An 18,372-nucleotide genomic window follows, 5' to 3' on the forward strand; every position below is an offset into this window, starting at 1 on the left:
ACCGGCGCGGACCCTAGAAGGTCGGCGCATGGGCCGCAACGTCGTCCGTTACTGCGACGCCGGCTTTTTCGAGAAGTAGGTCTCGACTTCGGCAGGAAAACGGCGGGTTTTCACATCGGCGGCGAATGCGGCGGCGGCGCGGTCGATCTCGGTGCGCAGATCGGCGTATTTGCGCACGAACCGGGGGGTCCAGTCGAACATCCCCAGCATGTCGTTGATCACCAGCACCTGACCGTCGCAGGCGGCCGAGGCGCCGATGCCGATGGTGGGGACGTCGATCGTCTCGGTGATCTCGCGCGCCAGCGATTCCGCCACCCCTTCGATCACGATGCAGAAGGCCCCGGCCTCGGCGGTCGCCCTGGCTTCGGCCAGCACCCGCTCGCGCTCGCCGTCGGTCTTGCCCTTGGCCTTGAACCCGCCCTCGGCCAGGATCGCCTGGGGTCGCAGGCCGACGTGGCCCATGACCGGAATGCCGCGCTGGACCAGAAAGGCGACGATCTCGGCCAGTTCGATGCTGGTCTCCAGCTTCACCGCCTGGGCGCCCGTTTCCTTCATCACCCGCACGCAGTTTGCGTAGGCGACCTCCTTGCCGCCCTCGTAGGAGCCGAACGGCATGTCCACCACCACCAGGGCGCGCCGGGCGCCGCGCATGACCGCCTGCCCGTGCAGAATCATCATCTCAAGCGTCACGCCCACCGTATTGGGCAGGCCATGGACCGCCATCCCCAGGCTGTCGCCGACCAGCAGCACGTCGCAATGCGGGTCCAGCATCGCCGCCATCGGCGCGTCATAGGCGGTCAGGCAGACGATCGGCTTGCCGCCCTTTCGCCCCGCGATATCGGGCACGGAAATCCGCTTCACGGTCTCCTGGGTCTGGATGGACATGCGGCGGGCCTCCTGTCTGAACAGGGTTCAGATAGGCCGCCGGGCCGCCGAAGTCACCTTCAGACGTCCTGCGACAGCCGCGCGGCCCCCGCGGCCAGCACCGCGACCATGGCGCCGGCCACGATCCAGAAGGCCAGCATCCCCGAACTGCCGCTCAGGTCCAGACCGCCCACCCCCAGGGCGTCCAGGCCGTTCTGCGCCGCGCCCTGGGCGCTCGCCGCCGCCGCGCGCATCCCTTGCGACAGGGTGGCGTCGCCCTCGGCGCTGAAGTTGAAGTTCACGCCCTCGCGCACCGCCAGCACCCCGCCGACCAGCCCCGCCGCCGTCAGCGTCAGGGTGCGCCAGCGCGACCGCTTCTCCAGCCGCGCCTGCAGGGTGGCCAGGAACAGGGCCTCGTCGGCCAGGCGGGGGCTCTGCGCGAACATCCGCTCGATCGCCGGATCGAATTCGTCAGCCGACATGCACCGACCTCCCGTCGCCTTGCGCCGGCGAAAGCCGCGCGCGGAGTTTATCCAGACCACGTTTGACATGGGATTTCACCGTTCCGAGCGGCAAATTCATGGCTGCCGCGATTTCGGGGTGGGACATCCCCGCGCCGTGGCACAGGGACACGCACACCCGTTCGGTTTCGTTCAGCGCCTTCAACGCCTCGTCCAGGTCCATCAGCCCGCCGCGATCCACCGCGATCTCGGCCTGATCGGCCTCCACCTCGGCGACGTAGCGCGCCTCCTTGGCCACCCGCTTCAGATAAAGCCGCGCGGCGATCTTCTTGATCCAGCCCGCGAACGTCCCCTGCCCCCGAAACTCCGAACACCGCTGGAAGCCTTGGAGAAAGGCGTCCTGCGCCACGTCGTCGGCCAGGGACGGCGCCGCGCCCATGCGGCGCAGCAGCCCGCGCACCGCCGAGCCATGCCGCCGGACCAGTTCGCCATACTCCCGCCGTCCTCCGGCGGCCGCCTGGGCCGCCAGTTCGACGTCGTGGAAATCGCGCAAGGATTTGCTCATGACGCTCCCCCCTCTCAGGCGAAGGTCACGCCTTGTTCGGGTTGAAGAAGCCCAGGACGATGAAGGCGATGCCGATGGCGATGGGAATGCAGGCGACGCCCAGCAGCGGGTTGGCGATCCCCCCGTTCCACTGGTTGCCGCTCAAATCGCTGAGCAAACCAAAGCCGCCGATACCCAGGCCGGTCGCCACGCTCAAAACGCCCTTGCGGATGTCCTTGGTGCGCGACGGCAGGCTCTTTTCGACATCCTTGGTCATGGCGTCGATCAGTTCGGGCGGCAGGGTCTGCCCATTGTCGACCGCATGGCGCACGGTCAGCTGCATCTCGCGCCGGTCGCGACTTTTCAGAAACGACGGCCCCATGATCACGGCGACGATGGAGGCGAAGACGATGAAAACGATGACGACGGGGGTCATGGCGCGGTCCTTCCTGGTCGATTGCGGCAGCCTGGTGCGGCGGCCTTCTGACGACAAGAGGCTGCGGGATGCCCGCACGGATGCGCCCCCTCACGTGAAATCTTCGTAAGGTCGCCGTTCCCGCCGCCGTCGGTTCGGTCTAGGGTCCACCCATCAACCGCAGGAGCGCACGCCATGGCCCACGTCACCTATCGCATCGTCGAACACGACGGCGGCTGGGCCTATCAGTCGGGCGGAACCTATTCCGAAACCTTCGCCAGCCACGACGCGGCCAAGGCCGCCGCCGTCCGCGCGGCCCGCGAACAGAAGGTTCCGGACCGGACCGCCGCCATCGAATACGAGACGGCGAACGGCGAATGGGTCACCGAAAGCGCCGACGGCCACGACCGCCCCAGCACGGACGTCGAGGGCTGATCGCCGCGTGATCGCGCGCCGCACCCTGCTGGCGGCCGGGGCGCTCGCGCCGCTGGCGGCCTGCGCCACCGCCCCGTCGGCCCGCCCCGGCGCCGAGTTGAAGCTCGCCACCTTCAACATCTGGCACAATCAGGGCGACTGGACCGCGCGCCGTCCGCTGTTGGTCGCGGCCCTGAAGGCGCAGGACGCCGACGTCATCGCCCTTCAGGAGGTATTGCAGGACGCTGCGGTCGGGCTTGAGAATCAGGCCGAAATGCTGGCGCGCGAACTGGTCGGCTATCGCGTCGCCTTCGTCTCGACCGACGCGGAGGGCGCGCCCCGCCGCTACGGCAACGCCCTTCTGACCCGCCTGCCCGTCCTGGCCGAGGCCTCCACGCGGCTGGAGCCGCTGGACGACTATCGCACCGCCCTGCGTCTGCGCGTCTCGGTCCAGGGTCGCCCCGTCGACGTCGTCGTCACCCATCTGGCCTGGCAGGAGGACGCCGGCCCGGTGCGCGCCCGCCAGATCGCGTCGCTGCTGGACTGGCTGCCGGACGACGGCGCGCCCCTGGTCGTCATGGGCGACTTCAACGCGACCCAGGACGATTCCGGCCTGTCCGTCCTGACCGGCCCGCGCTTCTTCAGCGCCCTGCCGCGCGGATCGGTCGCCACCACCCTGAACCCGGCCAAGGGCCACCCCAGCCGCGTCATCGACCACATCTTCGCCGAGCGGTCGGGCTTCACGCCCGTCCAGGCCCATCTGTTCGGCGACACCGCAACGAACGGCGAATATCCGTCCGACCATTTCGGCGTGGCGGCGACCCTTCGCCTTATCGGAGCGCCGCCGCGTAAAGCTCGGGCTTGAAGCCGACCAGACGACGGTCGCCGATATCCAGCACCGGCCGTTTGATCATCGACGGCTGCGCCACCATCAGGGCGATGGCCTTGTCCTTGTCGATGTCCGCCTTATCGGCGTCGGGCAGCTTCTTGAACGTGGTCCCAGCCCGGTTCAGCACCGTCTCCCACCCATGCTCGTCGATCCACTGACCCAGCCGGCCCGCATCCGCCCCGGCCTTCTTGTAGTCGTGAAACACATAGTCGCACCCGTTCTGCTCCAACCAGACCCGCGCCTTCTTGATCGTGTCGCAGTTGGGGATGCCGTATAGGGTGTAGGTCATTGTTCCTCAGCGGATGTCGGGTTTGAGTTGGGGAGCCTGTAGCGCAAATCGACCCGTACCGGACCTCGCCTATCGCGAGCCTCGCTACTCGTAGGCTTTACCCTTTTGAAGAAGGGCAAGGCGAGGCAGCGCCTCTGCCTTGGAGGCGAACATCTTGAAGAAGGGGTAGGTAGGGCTTGTCTCGGCATTGAAGGTCAAATGCACGAGCGCGACCCTGCCGTCCGACAAGGTGAAGGCAACGTCCTTGTTCGGCCATGCGATCCGCCACGGAATCAAGTCTAACCCGTAAAGTGGATGTTCCGGACAAAGCTCGCGCTTTAGTTCTGCATGAAGGGTCGTGACCTCGTCACCCTCGAGCTCTCGCCACTCCCCGTGCCTGTGCATGGACCAATGCATAGCCAAGGGAATGGCTGGAAACCACCCCTAGCGGCAGTTCGGCGAGACCGCTTGTGGGCCATAGGGCAGATGTCCGTCTTTCGCGCGGGTGTCGATGTCGTGGTCCGACCCTTAGCGGACCTTCAGCTTACGGCCCGGCCTGCCGAGATATTCGTCAATCGACCGGCGGCCCGATTGGTCTTCGACGGTGACGGTGAAATGCCCCCCGTATCTGCTGTCGGTGGCGAAGCGAGCAGTTAGGACGGTGAAGGCTGACGCGCTTGTGCCATGACTGGCGCAAAGTCGATCAAGAGCATCCCGATACAGCGTGATGACCTTGGTAAGGGTCTGAGACGTCAAGCTGCCCGAGCTCGTCCCGGTTAGGAAGTCCACCTCGATGTACCCGGCTGGCGAACTCGCTGCCTCTGCGAAGATGTCTACCTCGTAGTAGCCGACGAGCAGGCATATCCCGCTCGCTAGGGAGTCAGCGATGTTGTGTCCGATGGATTTGAGTTCGCCGAACTTCATCCAACCACTCTATCGAACCAATGTCCGCTTACCACCCCTAGCTGACGCAGACCGAGACCGCTTTCCCGCCTGTGGGCCGACGTCCTCTTTCGCCGACAAAGCCCAGGGCGAAAATCGACCCGTTGCAGAACGTCGCGCGCATGGGCAAGGTTTGCGACGTCTGGGGAGCCGAACGTGCGCACACTCTTTCTGTATGGCGTCCGCGACGCCCGACGTGCATCTGTCTATCTTGATCAACACCTCAATCCGAATGGCGAAGGAGAGTGGACACTTGGTGACAGCACCCGGCCCTTCGCGTGGCTGCGTGTCGATCCGCAGCCGGAACTATACGACGGCGACGCGCGCAATGCGCTCATCGAACCTGGACCCTGTATCGTCGCTGACCGCAGCGGCGCGCTGGCTGACCGTGAACCTGATCTGGTTGCATTTCTGAAGCAGGCGCAGTCAGTTCTCGGGGGAACCGTTCGCGACGATAACGACGCACTTATGTAGGTCCGCTAACCACCCATAGCTGACGATGGCGACTTCCGCTTTCTGGCCTCACCGCCACGATGGGTTTCGGTAGAAACTCGGCGCGTCCGCCGTCCGCGCGTCAAGCCGGCCATCCTACCGTCTCGAACAATCTCCAGCATTTCCAGCGGCCTCACCGCCAGCAGCGTCAATCGACCATACAGGCCGAGACGTGCGGTATGATGTCGCCCGGTCTTTGACATCCAGGCGAGTCGAAATTGCACCGTCTTGCACTTTGCACTGTTTTTCCGGGTGCAGTGCAATTTCGCCGGGGGCCGATTTCAGACGAAGTGCACACAGTGCACTCTGTGTTTATCCGCCGCCCGTCTTCAGAACAGCAACCCGGCCAGAACGCCGATCGCCGCCAACATCAGGCTTCCGACCATCATCGTCGCGCTGACGGCCAGTTGCAGCACCAGTCCCTTGCCGATCCCGGCCGCGATCCCGCGATACCAACGCCCCCGGCCCATCCGCACGAAGACCACGACGCCGAGAATGAACAGGGCCACGCTGCCCATCATGGCCACAGGCCCCGTGCCGTATATGAACCAGAACAACGGCAGCATCGGCACGGTCCAGGCGTTCAGATAGGCGAAGGCGGCGCGAAAGCCGCAACGCCATCCCAGGTCCTCGGCGTCCCACCAGCGCACGAACGGCAGGACGACCAGCGCATAGAGGGGCGCCATCAACGGAACGGTCAGAAACGACATCCAGCCGTCGGCGTCGGACATGAAGGCGTCGCGCGACTTGCCGGACTGGGCGACCAGCGACGCCATCAGATCGGCGGGCATCTGCTCCAGCGCTCCGCCCATGCCGCCGCGCAGGAACACCACCAGCATCAGGATGGCGTTCAGCGCCAGATACAGTTTCAGCGGCTTGGCGTAAACCCCGCCGCCGGTCGGCCCCTCGATCATCCAGGCCTGCAGCACCAGGCGCGGGCGGATCAGCAGGTCCCGCGCCGTGCGCACTTCGACCCCGCCAAAGCCCAGGGCGTCTTCGGACAGGTCCTTGAACGCCTGTTTGCGCGTCGTTTCGCCTTCGGTCGTCATGGATCGCCCCCGTCTAAGGGGGATGCATACACCGCCCGATTGAACGCGCAAACGCGCGATGGCCTCAGAACCGCTTGGTCAGCCCCACGCTGAACACCCGGCCGCGCGGATCGGCGACCACTGGATCGTAGCCCAGGGCGAACTGGGCCAGGGGCGGCGCCTTGTCGAACACATTGACCACCCCCAGCGCCAGATCGATGTCCGCGCCGAGGGTGCGGCTGTACAGCACGTCCGCCGTCGTCTGGCTGGCGATGGTCGCATCGGTGATCCCGCTGCGGTCGTTGCGATAGCCGTCGGTGTAATGGACCAGCGCCGTCACGGCGTTCGCCCCTCCGCTCCAGCCCAGGGCGAACTCCCCGCGATTGCGGGGCAGCGACCGGCCGATATTGCTCAGATTGGTCGATCCGACGCCCGAGACCTGGGCCGCCCCGGCGTTCAGGCGGATGTCATAGGCGTCCACATAGGTCCAGGTGGCCGACGCCGACGCCCGTCCGCCCCACAGATCGCGGCCATAGCGCGCCGCCAGGTCCAGCCCCTGCGTCTCGATGGACGAGGCGTTGATGAAATACAGTTGCACGAAGGTCAAAGCGCCGCTGGCCGAGCGGGTGATGCGCGCTTGCGCCGGCGTGCCCGTCCGTCCCGCCGCCGTATCGGCCGCCGCCTGGTCGATCACGGCCTGGGCCGCCTCCTTGACCACCTGATCGGTGTAGTCGAAGCGCCAGGCGTCCAGGCTGAACTCCAGCCCGTCCAGCGGCCGCCACACGGCGCCCAGGCTCAGGCTCTCGGACTTCTCGGGCTTCAACCCCGCATCGCCCGAGGTCAGGGTGTTGACGAAGACGAAGGCGCCCCGGTCGAACACCGACGGCTGCGACGCCTGCGCCCCGGACCGGGCATAGACCGACGGGGCGCGGAACCCCTGCCCCCACGACGCCCGCAGGGCCAGGGCGTCGGTCACGTCCCAGCGGATGGCGGCCTTGGGACTGAACCGCCCCTCTCCGTCGTAGGTTTCGTAACGGCCCGCCAGCTGCGCCTCGATGCGGTCGCCCAGATGCACCCGCGCCTCGGCGAAGGCGGCCAGCGCCTCCTGCTCGCCCTCGAAGTCGGGGGAATAGCCGGCGGTCAGCAGATCCCCCGCATTGACCAGATCGCTCCAATCGTGCCGGAAGCCGCTGCGCCGATACTGGGCGCCCAGAGCCACATCGACCGAACCGCTGTCCCACGCCAGGGCCTGACCGCTGGTCGAGGCGTCCGCCGTCGTCAGGGTCGCGGCGCCACGCAGGCCCGTATAGCCGATCAGGCTGTCGATCAGGGCCGCGCTATTGGCCGTGCCCGTCCCCAGATAGGCGCTGCCGAAGGGGTTGAAATACTGGCACGCCCCGACCCCGGCCGCGCCCGTCGCGGGATTGCAGCCCGCCCCGCCAAAGCCGTTCAGCGCCCGCTGCAACGCGCTGCCGATGGCGTCCGGCTTGTCATAGGCCACGTGCTGGCGGCTGCTGGTCGCGGCCAGGCTCCAGGTCCAGCCGCCGGCGAATCGCCCGTCCAGACCGGCCGACAGCCGCCAGGTCCGGTATTCGAAATCGGCCTTGGACGCCCCGGCCTCGGCCCCCAGCAGCCGCCCGCGGAACAGCACCGCCTCGCCGAACGGATTGTCGGGATGCGACGCCGGCACCGTCAGCGACTGCGCCAGGATCGGCAAGGACGGCGATTGTCGCGCCACCGTCTCGGTCGACGACCAGGCCGCTTGCAGCGACAGGGTCATGTCCCCGACCGGCCGGCGATAATCGGCGAACAGCTGCGTCCGCGTCTCCTCCGGCGTCAGGTCGAAGAAGTCGGAATAGTCCAGCCGGCAGAAGCTGTCCGTCGGCGTGTTCTTGTAGGCGCTGGCGAACGCCGGATTACCGCAGGCCGGATCGGGCGAAAAGCCGTTGCGGCTGGGCCGGAAATAGGACCCCGGCTGGCCATAGCTGGTCACCGCCGTCCACGCCGCCCGGCCATAGCGTTCCGCCTGGGTGAAGTCCCGCTCGTCCGACCCCAAGGCCGAACGATGGAAGCGCGAGGCCGCCAGCGTCAGGTTTCCGCCCAGCAGGTCGAACCCGCCGATAGCCTGGACCACGCTCTCTTCCGACCCGTCGGCCACGGCGTATTTGGCGCTGATCTCGGGCCGGTCCACGTCATGGCGGGTGATGAAGTTGACCACGCCCGCCACCGCGTCCGAGCCATAGACGGCCGAGGCGCCGTCCTTGACCACCTCGACCCGCTGCAAGGCGATCATCGGCACGAGCGAGTTGATGTCCACGAAGGCTGACCCATCGGTGGCGACCACCGCGCTGGTCGTCCAGCGCTGACCGTCCACCAGGACCAGCGTCGAACCCAGGCCCAGATTGCGCAGGTTGAACTGGGCCGTGCCCGAACTCTGCGGCTGGTTCAACTGATCGACCTGGGCTTCCGAGCCCGAGTTGGCCGTAACCAGCCGCACCAGTTGCGACGCATCGGCAATCCCGGCCGCCTCCATGACGTCGCGCCCGACCGTCTCCACCGGCGCGATCCGGTCGCCGCCGGCGATCCGCGATCCAGTGACCACGATATCGTCAACCTGCGCCGCCTTCTGGTCCTCGGCGCGGGCGCCGGCCGCAGCGGCCAGCCAGGCCATCGAGGCCGTCATCATCAGGATACTGCGCCGCGTCATCTGAATGCTCCCCCGCGTTTGGAAGCGGGCTTCTAGCCAGCGCCGCCGTTTTGCGAAAGCGTAATTTTGCAGTTTTGCAAATTCAGTCTGCGACGAGACGCCATGCGCCATTGATCCACAGATGTAACCGGTTACGGTGCGGCAAAACAAAAACGGCTCAGGGAAGCAGGAAGCATGGCGAACGTCCGTCTGATCGACGTGAAGAAGGCGTTCGGCGCCGTCGAGGTGCTGAAGGGCGTCGATCTGGAGATCGCCGACGGCGAGTTCGTGGTCTTCGTCGGCCCCTCGGGCTGCGGCAAGTCCACCCTGCTGCGCACCATCGCCGGTCTGGAAGAGGCGACGACCGGCCAGGTTCTGATCGGCGACCGCGTGGTCAACGACCTGTCGCCGTCCGACCGGGGCATCGCCATGGTGTTCCAGTCCTATGCGCTTTACCCGCACATGACGGCCTATGAGAACATGGCCTTCGGCCTGAAGCTGGCCAAGACGGACAAGGGCGAGATCGACCGCCGCGTGCGCGCCGCCGCCGATGCGCTCAGCATCACCGACTATCTGGATCGCAAGCCCAAGGCCATGTCGGGCGGCCAGCGCCAGCGGGTCGCCATCGGCCGCGCCATCGTGCGCGAGCCCGAGGTCTTCCTGTTCGACGAGCCCCTGTCCAACCTGGACGCCGCCCTGCGGGTGCGGATGCGTTATGAATTCGCGCGGCTGCACGCAGAGCTGAAGACGACGATGATCTATGTCACCCACGACCAGGTCGAGGCCATGACCCTGGCCGACCGGATCGTGGTGCTGAACGCCGGCCGGATCGAGCAGGTCGGCGCGCCGATGGAGCTGTACGAACACCCCGCCAACCTGTTCGTCGCCGGCTTCATCGGCAGCCCCAAGATGAACCTGCTAACCGCCGAGATCATCGAGGCGTCGGCAGGCGGCGCGACGGTGAAAACGTCCGCTGGCGAAACGATCCGGGTCGCCGTCGACGCCGCCTCGGCCAAGGCCGGCGATGCGGTCACGCTGGGCGTCCGCCCCGAACATCTGACCACGACCGGCGACGGCGATGCGTTGAACGCCGAGGTCATGTTCGTGGAAACCCTGGGCGCGACGACCATGGCGCACCTGAAGCACCCGGCGTCCGAAGACACGCTGACGGTTCAGCTGGCCGGCGAACTGCGCGCCAAGGCCGGCGAGCGTCTGACGCTGCACGTCCCCGCGAAACAGGCGCACCTGTTCGACGCCAGCGGAAAGGCGTTCAAACGCCTTTGAAAGCCCTTCTCCCCTCGGGGGAGAAGGTGGCTCGCGAAGCGAGACGGATGAGGGGGCGGCTTCCACAACCTCGCCCTCGCCGTTTCGATGCGGATAGATACCCCTCATCCGAGGCCTCCGGCCCCACCTTCCCCCAAGGGGAGAAGGATCAATCCAGAACGACCCGCCGCGCGCCTGCCGGGATCACCAGTTCGTCGCCCGCCCACATCGCCGCGCGACCGTCGATCCGCACCCGCTCCGGCCGTTCCTGCCCCGCCTTCCATTGCAGCACGAACCCGCCCGGCGGCGTCGCTCCGCCGCCCAGGGTCAGCACATACCCCTGCCGCTCTTTGCGATACGCATAGGTCAGAGGCCCATAGGCGGTGCGCAGATCCCGCACCCCGACACCCTCCGCCGTATCCAGCCAAGCCTCCGGCACGCCCGCCGCCAGCACCAAGGCGTGGTCGCGGTCCCGTTCATAGGCGAACAGGTCCAGGGCCGAGCGGATATAGTCCGAACTGATCCAGGCGTGCGGCATGTCGCCGATGAAGCGGGGCTCGCGCTTCTCGCGCCCGACCACCTCGGCCCAGCCGTTCCAGGCCTCGGGCCGTCGGTCGGCCATCAGGAAGTCCAGCACCTCCAGCGCGCGGTCCTTCTGGCCCAGCCGCACGAAGGCCCCGACCAGCCGCCATTCATAGGGGGTATAGTCCTTCCACGCCGTGCGATTGGTCAGCCGATTCTGGAAGTTTTCCCAATAGCGATCGAAGGTTCGCGCCATCAGTTCGGGCGGCAGATTATCCTGCTCGCCCGCCGGGGACAGGGCGATGGTGGTCGAGGTGGCGTCGAAATCGCCCCGATCCGCAGCGCCCGCGATCCAGTCGATGCCATAATGGGCCGCCGTCGCCGTGATCGACGCGCCAATGTCGGCGGCGAACTGATCGCGCGCCACCGCATAGCGGACGGCGGCGTCCGCATCGCCCAGGGTCTCGGCGATGAAGACCGCGTCCTTGTAACCCAGCAGGCCCCAGAAATCGTCCCAATAGGAATAGGCCGCCTTGTCCGAATAGCCCTCGTGGCTGATCGTCGGCGGCAGCAGGCCATAAAGATGCCGCTGATCCGGCGTCTCGAACGCCGCCGTCCGGGTCGAGGCGCGCAGCTCGTCCATATAGGCGATGGCCTTCTGCACCTGGGGCCAGACCTGACGCAGCAGGGCCTCGTCACGGGTGTAGCGATAGGTTTCGGCCGCCAGGAAAATGAACTCCCCGTGGCTGTCGTTCTCCGGCACCGGATCGGCGCCGCGCGCATCGACGCAGCACGGGACCTTTCCATTCTCGAACACATAGGGGGCGTACCAGCGCAGATAGTCGGCCGAATGCTCGGCCATGCCCAGCCGGTTCAGCCCCTCGGCCATCATCGCCCCGTCGCGGATCCACGAGCGGTTATAGCTGCGGGTGCCCGGCTGCAGGATCGGCCCCTGACGCGACATCAGCATATGGGCCAGCGAAGATTTCAGCGCGTCCTCGATCCGCTGGGCGGCGGGCGGCAGGGTCAGTTCGACCCGATCCAGCTTCTTGCGCCATTCAGCGGCCAGCCGCCCCTCGACCGTATCCAGAACCGCAGCCGCCTGCCCCACCGGCTCGGGCGCCAAGGCTTCTCCCGACAGTTGCGACACCCAACCGACCGTGCGCGTCTCGCCCGGCTGCAAGGTCACCTCATAGGTCAGGGCGCCGGCGGCCAGGCCGACAGCGTCCGTCGTCGTGGCGGGATCGCCCGCCGGTCGTTGCACGGACGGCAGGATCAGGGACTGCGGATCGCTGCCCGCATTGAAAGTCGCCAGCGCCACATGATCGGGCGTCGCCAACGGCTGGACCCGAACCGCCTCGTTCAGCCTCAGCTCGGCGCCATCCCAGGCGATCTTTCCGATCGGGCTGACCCCGCCGGGAATGGCCAGGAACTGACGCGGCGCATTCACCTGCATCGGCCGGGCGGCCAGCGCCAGGGTTAGGGTGCGCGGCCGGCTGGAGGTGTTGGTCAGGTCGTAGCGCCCCCACAACTGCGCCTGATCGGCCGGCCCGTCTGCGAAGCTGGTGATCTTCAGCGTCCAGTCGTCGGCGGTCCAGGTCACCGAGGGGATCGGCAGATCGCCGTCCCTCAGCCCCTGTTCGATATTGACGTCGGCCCAGGTGATCAGCCGCCCGTTGTCCACCACGAAGGGCTCGATGCTGGGACCGGCGCGGCGCAGTTCGATGGCGCCGTCCTCGCCGATCAGACCGCTCTCGCCGCCTCCATCGACCCCGACCAGGGTCCAGTAGGATTGCTCGCCGGAGAAGCCGCGCGGATAGAGGCCGCGCCGGTTTTCCTTGGCCACCGCCTCGACGAAGACCGTGGGGTCGGCGCCGAAGGCCAGCGGTTCGACCTCGATCTCGTTCAGCGCATAGGTCGTCGCCTGCGTCGCGCCCAGCCTCTGCCCTGCGCCGGACGAGCCCACCACGTCCGGCGCCGGAACCGGCCGCAGCGGCTCCAGCCTCAGCCAGCGCGCCGTCGCCTCGGGCGTCCTCAGCCAGTCGGCGTCGCCGTCGCCGCCCGTCACGGTCGCCAGTTCGCGCCAGTCGCGTCCGTCCAGCGATGCCGAAACACGATAGTCGGCCGCCGCGCCACGCTCGCCCCAGCGCAGGGTCAGGCCGCCGAACTCGCGCTCATAGCCCAGGTCCAGCGTCAGGGCCGACGCCTCGCCCACCGGCGGGGTCCAGGCGGTCTTGATGTCATTGTCCACGGCGCGCGGCGCGGTGGAGGGCGAGCGGCCGTCGCTGGCGATCGGCTGGGGCGGGACGGCCGGGTCGACGGCTAGTTCGCGGATCGACAGCTGGTCGATGTCGATGAAGCCGCGCCCGCCCTCAGCCGCCACCACCACGAACTCGACCCGCTCGGCGCGGCGCAGTTCGGTCTCTGGGCTGGGCCCCCAAGCCTTGGACACCTGACGCCGCTTGATGACGAACCTGGTCCAGCCGTCGGGGAAGTCGTAGCGAGCCGTCTGCTTCCACCAGACGTTCTCGGCCGACGCATCGGTGAACTTGACCTCAAAGGTGTTCGCCGGCCCCTCGCCGCGCACCCAGAAGCTGATCTCGTAATTGTCGGGCAGGTCGAACGGCAACGGCCTGCTGAACACCGCATAACCCGCCTTGCCGTCGAAATCGTAGTCGAGCCGCACAGCCCGTCCGTCATAACCGGCGACGGCGGAGACGGCGGCGTGAACATCAGTGGAGGCCGTGGCCTCCCACCGCGCCGCGTCATCCATGCTGTCGAGAACGCGCGTCTCCTGCGCGGCAGCGGGCGCAGCCATGAGAGCGGCGCTGAGAGCGAGGGCAGAGGTCAGAAAACGCATTTCGCTACTCCATTTTCGCCCCCAAACACCGTCATCCTAGGCCTTGTGCCTAGGATCCAGAGACTCAGTCAAAACCGGGGACGCACGTCCGCCACCGGGAGTCTGGATCCTCGCCACAGGGGCGAGGATGACGATATTAGGGAAGCGAGACAGCTTCGAAGATCACCCCTTCACGCTGCCCGCGAGCATGCCGCGGATGTAGTAGCGTTGCAGGGCGAGGAAGAGGATCAGCACGGGTGCGACGGTCACGACGGCCCCGGCCATCATCAGTTCGATGTCCTGCACGTGCTCGCGCGACAATGAGGCCAAGGCGACCGGCAGGGTGTAGTTCGACTGGTCCGTCAGGATGATCAGGGGCCACAGGAAGTCGTTCCAGCTGCCCAGGAAGACGAACAGACCCAGGGTCACGATGATCGGCTGTAGCGTCGGCAGGACCACGCGGCGGAAGATCTGGCCCTCGCTGGCGCCGTCGATGCGGGCGGCTTCCAGCATCTCGTCGGGAATGCTCAGCGCATACTGGCGCACCAGGAACAGGCCGAAGATCGACGCCAGCCACGGCACCAGCGCCCCGGCGTAGGTGTTCACCAGCCCCATCGACTTCAGCATCAAAAACAGCGGCAGGGTGCCGATCTGGGCCGGCACCACCAGGGCGGCGACCAGGAATTGAAACAGCCGCTCGCGCCCGGTGAACTTCAGCTTGGCGAAGGCGTAACCGGCCGGGACGGTGAAGCCGAGCGCCAGGATGGTCGCCAGGGTCGCAAGCGCGAAGCTGTTCCACAGATACCGACCCATCCCCTGGTTCAGGAACAGGTCGCGGTAATGCTCCAGCGTCCAATGCGACGGCAGCAACGGCGGCGGGAAGACGGCCGCCTCGCCCGTCGCCATGAAGCTGACCGACACCATCCAGACCAGCGGGAACAGCACGACCAAGGCGATGAGGCCCACGGCCAGATTGAGCAGGATCGCGCGGATTTTCACTGATACGCCCCCACCCGCTTGGCCACGGCCAACTGAACCAGGGTGATGGCCAGGATACATAGGAACAGCACGAAGGCGACGGCGCTGGCCGACCCCAGGTTCCACCATTTGAAGCCCTCTTCGTACATGAAGTAGAGCACCGTCACCGTGCTCTGGGCCGGGCCGCCTTGGGTCATCACATAGGGTTCGGCGAACAGTTGGAAGAAGCTGGCGACCGAGATGATCGAGACCAGCAGCATGGTCGGCGCGATGGCCGGCAGGGTGACATGGCGGAACTGCTTCCAGGGCCCGGCGCCGTCGATGCGAGCAGCCTCGTACAGGTCGTCCGGCACGGTCTGAAGCACCGCCAGGAAGATCAGCATATTGTAGCCGAAGATCTTCCAGACCACGAACATCAGGATGGCGGGAATCGAGGTCGAGGGGTCGCCCAGCCAATCCACGGCAGGCAGGCCGATGCTCTGCAGACCCCAGTTGATGACGCCGTAGCGGGTGTGCAGCAGATAGCGCCAGACCACCGCCGTCGCGACCAGCGTCGTGACATAGGGCGCAAAGAACATAACCCGCCAGATCGGCCGCCATTTCACCACCCGCGCGTTCAAAATCACCGCCGCCGCCAGAGATGCGGCGATGGACAGGGGCACGCCGAGGACCGCGAAGGTGAGCGTATTCTTCATCGCCCCCCAGAACAGCGGATTGGTCAGTAGCCGCTCATAGTTCTGCAAGCCGACGAAACGCAGATTGTCCAGGTTCGCCAGGGCGTAGATGTCGAAGTCGGTCAGGCTGAGCAGCAGGGCCGCGATCACCGGAATGGCGAAGAACAGGCCGATAGCGAGCAGGGCCGGGCCAACGAAGGCCCAGGCCGCCCGTTCGCGCGCGCCGCGTCCGCGCGACGGTTTCACCTTCGCTCCGGCCTTCGCCAGAGTGGGATCGATGACGGTCATACGGCCCTGCCCTGTTCCATCATCCAGCGGCGCTTCTCCAGCAGCCGGTCGGCGCGGCGGTCGATCTCGGAGGCGGCGGTCTCAGGTGTGTACTCGCCCCGCACCATCCGTTCGGCGACGATCTGCATCTCCGTCACGATCCGCTCCCACTCCGGCACCTTGGGCACCGCCTTGGCGCGCGCCAGCTGGCCCCGGAAGGGCGCCAGCATCGGGTCGCGTTCGACGCCCGCGATGTCCCAGGCGCTCTGGCGCGCCGGCAGGTCGCCGACGATGGTGTTGAACCGGGCCTGGACCGCCGGTTCGGACAGATAGCGGACCAGGGCCCAGGCCGCATCCTGGTGCGGCGAGGATCTGAATACCGCCAGGCTGGAGCCGCCCGGCGCCGACGCTCCCAGGCCGTTCGGGCCCGGCACGCCGGCCGTGGCCCAGTTCGGCTGGAACGAGGCGGGCAGCTTGCTGCGGAAATCGCCCACGCTCCAAGGACCGGAGAAGTAGAAGCTGAAATAGCCCTTGGCGAACTCGGTCCAGACGTTGGAGATCTGCGTCGACGAGGCCAGCGGCGCCAACCCTTCCGCGAACAGACTGCGATAGAAGGCCAAGGCCGCGACGAAGCCGGCGCTGGAGAAGTTGCCCCGCGTATCACGATCCCTCAGCAGCGGCTCATCGATCTGAAGCCCGAAGGTCAGAAGCTGCTCGAACTCGTTGAGCGGCAGCAAGATGGCGTAGTCGCCCCCGCCCGCCACGCGCTTGATCGCATGCATGGCCCTTTTCCATTCGGCCCAGTCCTCGGGCGGCGCCCCGAAGCCGGCCCGCTCCAGCAGATCCTTGCGATAGAACAGCAGCCGCGTGTCGACATACCAGGGCGTCGTCATGGCCTGGCCGGCGATCTCGTTCGTCTCCAGCACAGCCGGGAACTGGTCGGTCAGCAGGTTCGCCGCCTCGCGCGGGGTGGGCGACAACGCGCCGATGGCCGTCAGTTCCGCCACCCAGGTATTGCCGATCTGGCTGACGTCAGGCAGCGAGGCGCCGGCGTAGGCGGTCAGCAGCTTTTCATGCGCCGCCGTCCACGGCAGGGGCTGGACCGAGACCCGGACGCCGGGATTGCGCCGCTCGAACTCGGGCATCAACTGGCCCACCGTCCCGCCCTCATTGCCCATGGCCCAGAAGCGCAGCACGGTCTCGCCGTCACGGCGCGGGGTGCAGGCCGCAGCCGCCCCTCCCGCCATCAGGGCCAGCGCGCCACGTCTATCAAGATGGGGCCTGGGCGCCGTCGAACTCATCCGTTCATCCAGCCGCCGGTGAAGCCCGCGATGTCGAGCGCGCGGCGGATATTGGGCTCGCCGCGCATATAGCGCCAGACGAACTCGGACCTGTGGTTCTCGGTCATGATGACGATCGGCCCCTGGTCGATGCCCAGATGGTCGCCGTCCACCCAGCCCACGCCGTCCACGATCTTTCCGTGCTGCAGCGGCCCGTCGCGCACCGTCAGGGTCGGGTTGAAACTGTCAAGGAAGCCCCACTCGGTATAGATGCCCGACCCGTATGTCCGCTTCATCGCCTTGACGCAGGGCACGACGATCTCGGGCGCAAAGGCGATGGAGCTGGCCGCCGCCGTCGGCGCGATGGTGCCGTCGTCACGCTCGCCCGGCCCGCGCGCGGAATAGCTGAAGAACTCGCGTTCCTTGCCGTCGATGACCTGTTTGAAATCGCCCGGGCCGTCGCAGGCCGTCAGGCCCCAGACCTCGGACGAATAGCCCGCCCAGCCGCCCGGATTGTCATGGGCGTATTTCTGTTGCGCATAGACGGCGCGGCGGCTGTTCTCGAAATAGTCCAGCTGTTCGCCCAACTGGGCCGACTGCCCCCGCATCCAGGCGTCCTGAATGCCGCGGAAATCGATGAACATATGGCTGTACTGATGCCCGAAGATGGGGGCGAAGTTCAGGTGCCAGCTGCCCCAGCGGTCGGTCCAGCTCTCGTCATAGCTGGCGGCCCATTCGTGCCAGACATTGACCGACACCGGATGGGTCGGGCTGCCGATGGCCAGCAGCAGCACCAGCATCCCCTCGTTATAGACATGCCAGTCCGAGGGGATGAAGCCGCTCTCGGGGTGCCAGCCCATGGTGATGCGGTTGTCGCGGATCACGGCCCACGGCCATTCGATCCGCTCATAGATGGCTTGCGCCTTCTCACGGATTTCCGCCTCGTCGGCATGACGGCCGTCGAAATAGCGGGCGGCGAACAACATGCCGCCGATCAGCAGAGCCGTATCGACGGTGGACAGTTCGTTCTGCGCGAACCGCAGCCCGGTCTCCATGTCCAGGAAATGATAGAAGAACCCCTTGTGCCCCGCCGTGCCGGTCGCCTCCGCCCCCTGCGGCAGATCGTGGAAGAGGCGCAGGGTGGTCAGGGTCCGCTCACGCGCCTCCGCCCGGCTCATCCAGCCGCGCTCGACGCCCACCGGCCAGCAGGTCAGGGCGAACCCGACCGCAGCCACAGAACAGAAGGACGGCGTCGGCCAGCGATCCGGCGTCAGGCCGGTCCGCCGATCAGTGACCTTCTCGAACCAGCGGAAGGTCCGCTCCTGAAGCTCCTCGATCTCCTGATCCAGCCGCACCGGCCGCCGTTGCGTCCCATTGACCGCCCCCGTCATCGCCCTCGCCGCCCCCGCCTGCTGCGCCGCCGCCATCACCGGAAATCCAACGGCCAGAGCCGCAGCGCCTGTAGTGGTCTGCATCAGGAAGTTTCGACGATTCATGGGCACGCTCACTGGGTCTGTATCGAAAAAGAAAGGCCGCCTTTCGACAA

At 66.9% G+C, this 18,372-nt stretch carries 17 protein-coding genes; 4 read left to right on the forward strand and 13 right to left on the reverse strand.

Features of this window, described 5'->3' with window-relative positions:
* Positions 1–48 precede the first annotated feature (48 nt).
* Genes panB through B3Z70_RS13495 form a run of 4 tightly spaced genes read right to left on the reverse strand, consistent with a single transcriptional unit; the run spans position 49 to position 2,305 of the window.
* Positions 49–885 carry a 3-methyl-2-oxobutanoate hydroxymethyltransferase gene (gene panB, locus B3Z70_RS13480; RefSeq protein ID WP_292022355.1) on the reverse strand — a complete coding sequence of 279 codons (837 nt, stop codon included), beginning with the start codon at positions 883–885 and terminating at the stop codon, positions 49–51.
* A gap of 59 nt (positions 886–944) precedes the next feature.
* Entirely contained in the window at positions 945–1,346 is a 402-nt protein-coding gene (locus B3Z70_RS13485) for a hypothetical protein (protein ID WP_292022357.1), read from the reverse strand.
* The gene (locus B3Z70_RS13490; RefSeq protein ID WP_292022359.1) at positions 1,336–1,890 is read right to left on the reverse strand and encodes an RNA polymerase sigma factor; all 555 of its coding nucleotides are present in this window, start codon (positions 1,888–1,890) and stop codon (positions 1,336–1,338) included. Before B3Z70_RS13490 ends, B3Z70_RS13485 begins: the two co-directional genes overlap by 11 nt.
* A gap of 25 nt (positions 1,891–1,915) precedes the next feature.
* Complete coding sequence (locus B3Z70_RS13495) at positions 1,916–2,305, reverse strand: DUF6249 domain-containing protein (RefSeq protein WP_292022362.1); 390 nt, start codon at positions 2,303–2,305, stop codon at positions 1,916–1,918.
* Between the two features lie 174 nt (positions 2,306–2,479).
* Here B3Z70_RS13495 and B3Z70_RS13500 point away from each other — a divergent pair, with 174 nt between their 5' ends.
* A complete protein-coding gene (locus B3Z70_RS13500) occupies positions 2,480–2,719 on the forward strand; it encodes a hypothetical protein (RefSeq protein WP_292022363.1) in 240 nt (79 codons plus the stop codon).
* 7 nt (positions 2,720–2,726) lie between these two features.
* Positions 2,727–3,563 carry an endonuclease/exonuclease/phosphatase family protein gene (locus B3Z70_RS13505; RefSeq protein ID WP_292045763.1) on the forward strand — a complete coding sequence of 279 codons (837 nt, stop codon included), beginning with the start codon at positions 2,727–2,729 and terminating at the stop codon, positions 3,561–3,563.
* Here the strand turns inward: B3Z70_RS13505 and B3Z70_RS13510 are convergent.
* The gene (locus B3Z70_RS13510; RefSeq protein ID WP_292045764.1) at positions 3,529–3,876 is read right to left on the reverse strand and encodes an ArsC family reductase; all 348 of its coding nucleotides are present in this window, start codon (positions 3,874–3,876) and stop codon (positions 3,529–3,531) included. The genes B3Z70_RS13505 and B3Z70_RS13510 overlap by 35 nt on opposite strands.
* 507 nt (positions 3,877–4,383) lie before the next feature.
* Positions 4,384–4,779, reverse strand: coding sequence for a hypothetical protein (locus B3Z70_RS13515; RefSeq protein WP_292045765.1), 396 nt, complete (start codon positions 4,777–4,779; stop codon positions 4,384–4,386).
* Between the two features lie 174 nt (positions 4,780–4,953).
* Between B3Z70_RS13515 and B3Z70_RS13520 the strand changes: the two genes are divergently transcribed.
* Positions 4,954–5,271 carry a hypothetical protein gene (locus tag B3Z70_RS13520; protein ID WP_292045766.1) on the forward strand — a complete coding sequence of 106 codons (318 nt, stop codon included), beginning with the start codon at positions 4,954–4,956 and terminating at the stop codon, positions 5,269–5,271.
* A 347-nt stretch (positions 5,272–5,618) separates the two neighbouring features.
* Here the strand turns inward: B3Z70_RS13520 and B3Z70_RS13525 are convergent, their stop codons facing one another.
* Positions 5,619–6,338, reverse strand: coding sequence for a hypothetical protein (locus B3Z70_RS13525; RefSeq protein ID WP_292022579.1), 720 nt, complete (start codon positions 6,336–6,338; stop codon positions 5,619–5,621).
* A gap of 64 nt (positions 6,339–6,402) precedes the next feature.
* Entirely contained in the window at positions 6,403–9,024 is a 2,622-nt protein-coding gene (locus tag B3Z70_RS13530) for a TonB-dependent receptor domain-containing protein (protein WP_292022577.1), read from the reverse strand.
* A 174-nt stretch (positions 9,025–9,198) separates the two neighbouring features.
* Here B3Z70_RS13530 and B3Z70_RS13535 point away from each other — a divergent pair, with 174 nt between their 5' ends.
* Positions 9,199–10,287, forward strand: coding sequence for an ABC transporter ATP-binding protein (locus B3Z70_RS13535; protein WP_292022575.1), 1,089 nt, complete (start codon positions 9,199–9,201; stop codon positions 10,285–10,287).
* A 148-nt stretch (positions 10,288–10,435) separates the two neighbouring features.
* On the opposite strand, the gene B3Z70_RS13540 is transcribed toward B3Z70_RS13535, so the two are convergent.
* The 5 genes from B3Z70_RS13540 to B3Z70_RS13560 form a co-directional block, all read right to left on the reverse strand.
* The gene (locus B3Z70_RS13540) at positions 10,436–13,648 is read right to left on the reverse strand and encodes a discoidin domain-containing protein (protein WP_292045767.1); all 3,213 of its coding nucleotides are present in this window, start codon (positions 13,646–13,648) and stop codon (positions 10,436–10,438) included.
* Positions 13,649–13,810: 162 nt separating this feature from the next.
* Entirely contained in the window at positions 13,811–14,626 is an 816-nt protein-coding gene (locus B3Z70_RS13545; protein WP_292024635.1) for a carbohydrate ABC transporter permease, read from the reverse strand.
* Entirely contained in the window at positions 14,623–15,567 is a 945-nt protein-coding gene (locus tag B3Z70_RS13550; RefSeq protein WP_292045768.1) for a carbohydrate ABC transporter permease, read from the reverse strand. The genes B3Z70_RS13545 and B3Z70_RS13550 overlap by 4 nt, the downstream gene beginning before the upstream one ends.
* Positions 15,564–16,847: a sugar ABC transporter substrate-binding protein gene (locus B3Z70_RS13555; protein WP_292024631.1), complete on the reverse strand. Its 1,284-nt coding sequence runs from the start codon at positions 16,845–16,847 to the stop codon at positions 15,564–15,566. Before B3Z70_RS13555 ends, B3Z70_RS13550 begins: the two co-directional genes overlap by 4 nt.
* Positions 16,844–18,322 (reverse strand): glucoamylase family protein, encoded by a 1,479-nt coding sequence (locus B3Z70_RS13560; RefSeq protein ID WP_292024628.1) that lies wholly within the window; start codon positions 18,320–18,322, stop codon positions 16,844–16,846. The genes B3Z70_RS13555 and B3Z70_RS13560 overlap by 4 nt, the downstream gene beginning before the upstream one ends.
* Positions 18,323–18,372 lie beyond the last annotated feature (50 nt).

Source organism: Brevundimonas sp. UBA6550, from assembly GCF_002434505.1.
Taxonomy (GTDB): Bacteria; Pseudomonadota; Alphaproteobacteria; order Caulobacterales; family Caulobacteraceae; genus Brevundimonas.

What these genes read in the sequence shown, in the direction of transcription:
- B3Z70_RS13485 (WP_292022357.1), bottom strand. Translation starts at nt 1,346, where the DNA reads ATGTCGGCTGACGAATTCGATCCGGCGATCGAGCGGATGTTCGCGCAG.
- B3Z70_RS13495 (WP_292022362.1), bottom strand. Translation starts at nt 2,305, where the DNA reads ATGACCCCCGTCGTCATCGTTTTCATCGTCTTCGCCTCCATCGTCGCC.
- B3Z70_RS13535 (WP_292022575.1), top strand. Translation starts at nt 9,199, where the DNA reads ATGGCGAACGTCCGTCTGATCGACGTGAAGAAGGCGTTCGGCGCCGTC.
- B3Z70_RS13510 (WP_292045764.1), bottom strand. Translation starts at nt 3,876, where the DNA reads ATGACCTACACCCTATACGGCATCCCCAACTGCGACACGATCAAGAAG.
- panB (WP_292022355.1), bottom strand. Translation starts at nt 885, where the DNA reads ATGTCCATCCAGACCCAGGAGACCGTGAAGCGGATTTCCGTGCCCGAT.
- B3Z70_RS13555 (WP_292024631.1), bottom strand. Translation starts at nt 16,847, where the DNA reads ATGAGTTCGACGGCGCCCAGGCCCCATCTTGATAGACGTGGCGCGCTG.
- B3Z70_RS13515 (WP_292045765.1), bottom strand. Translation starts at nt 4,779, where the DNA reads ATGAAGTTCGGCGAACTCAAATCCATCGGACACAACATCGCTGACTCC.
- B3Z70_RS13540 (WP_292045767.1), bottom strand. Translation starts at nt 13,648, where the DNA reads ATGCGTTTTCTGACCTCTGCCCTCGCTCTCAGCGCCGCTCTCATGGCT.
- B3Z70_RS13560 (WP_292024628.1), bottom strand. Translation starts at nt 18,322, where the DNA reads ATGAATCGTCGAAACTTCCTGATGCAGACCACTACAGGCGCTGCGGCT.
- B3Z70_RS13530 (WP_292022577.1), bottom strand. Translation starts at nt 9,024, where the DNA reads ATGACGCGGCGCAGTATCCTGATGATGACGGCCTCGATGGCCTGGCTG.
- B3Z70_RS13550 (WP_292045768.1), bottom strand. Translation starts at nt 15,567, where the DNA reads ATGACCGTCATCGATCCCACTCTGGCGAAGGCCGGAGCGAAGGTGAAA.
- B3Z70_RS13500 (WP_292022363.1), top strand. Translation starts at nt 2,480, where the DNA reads ATGGCCCACGTCACCTATCGCATCGTCGAACACGACGGCGGCTGGGCC.
- B3Z70_RS13490 (WP_292022359.1), bottom strand. Translation starts at nt 1,890, where the DNA reads ATGAGCAAATCCTTGCGCGATTTCCACGACGTCGAACTGGCGGCCCAG.
- B3Z70_RS13525 (WP_292022579.1), bottom strand. Translation starts at nt 6,338, where the DNA reads ATGACGACCGAAGGCGAAACGACGCGCAAACAGGCGTTCAAGGACCTG.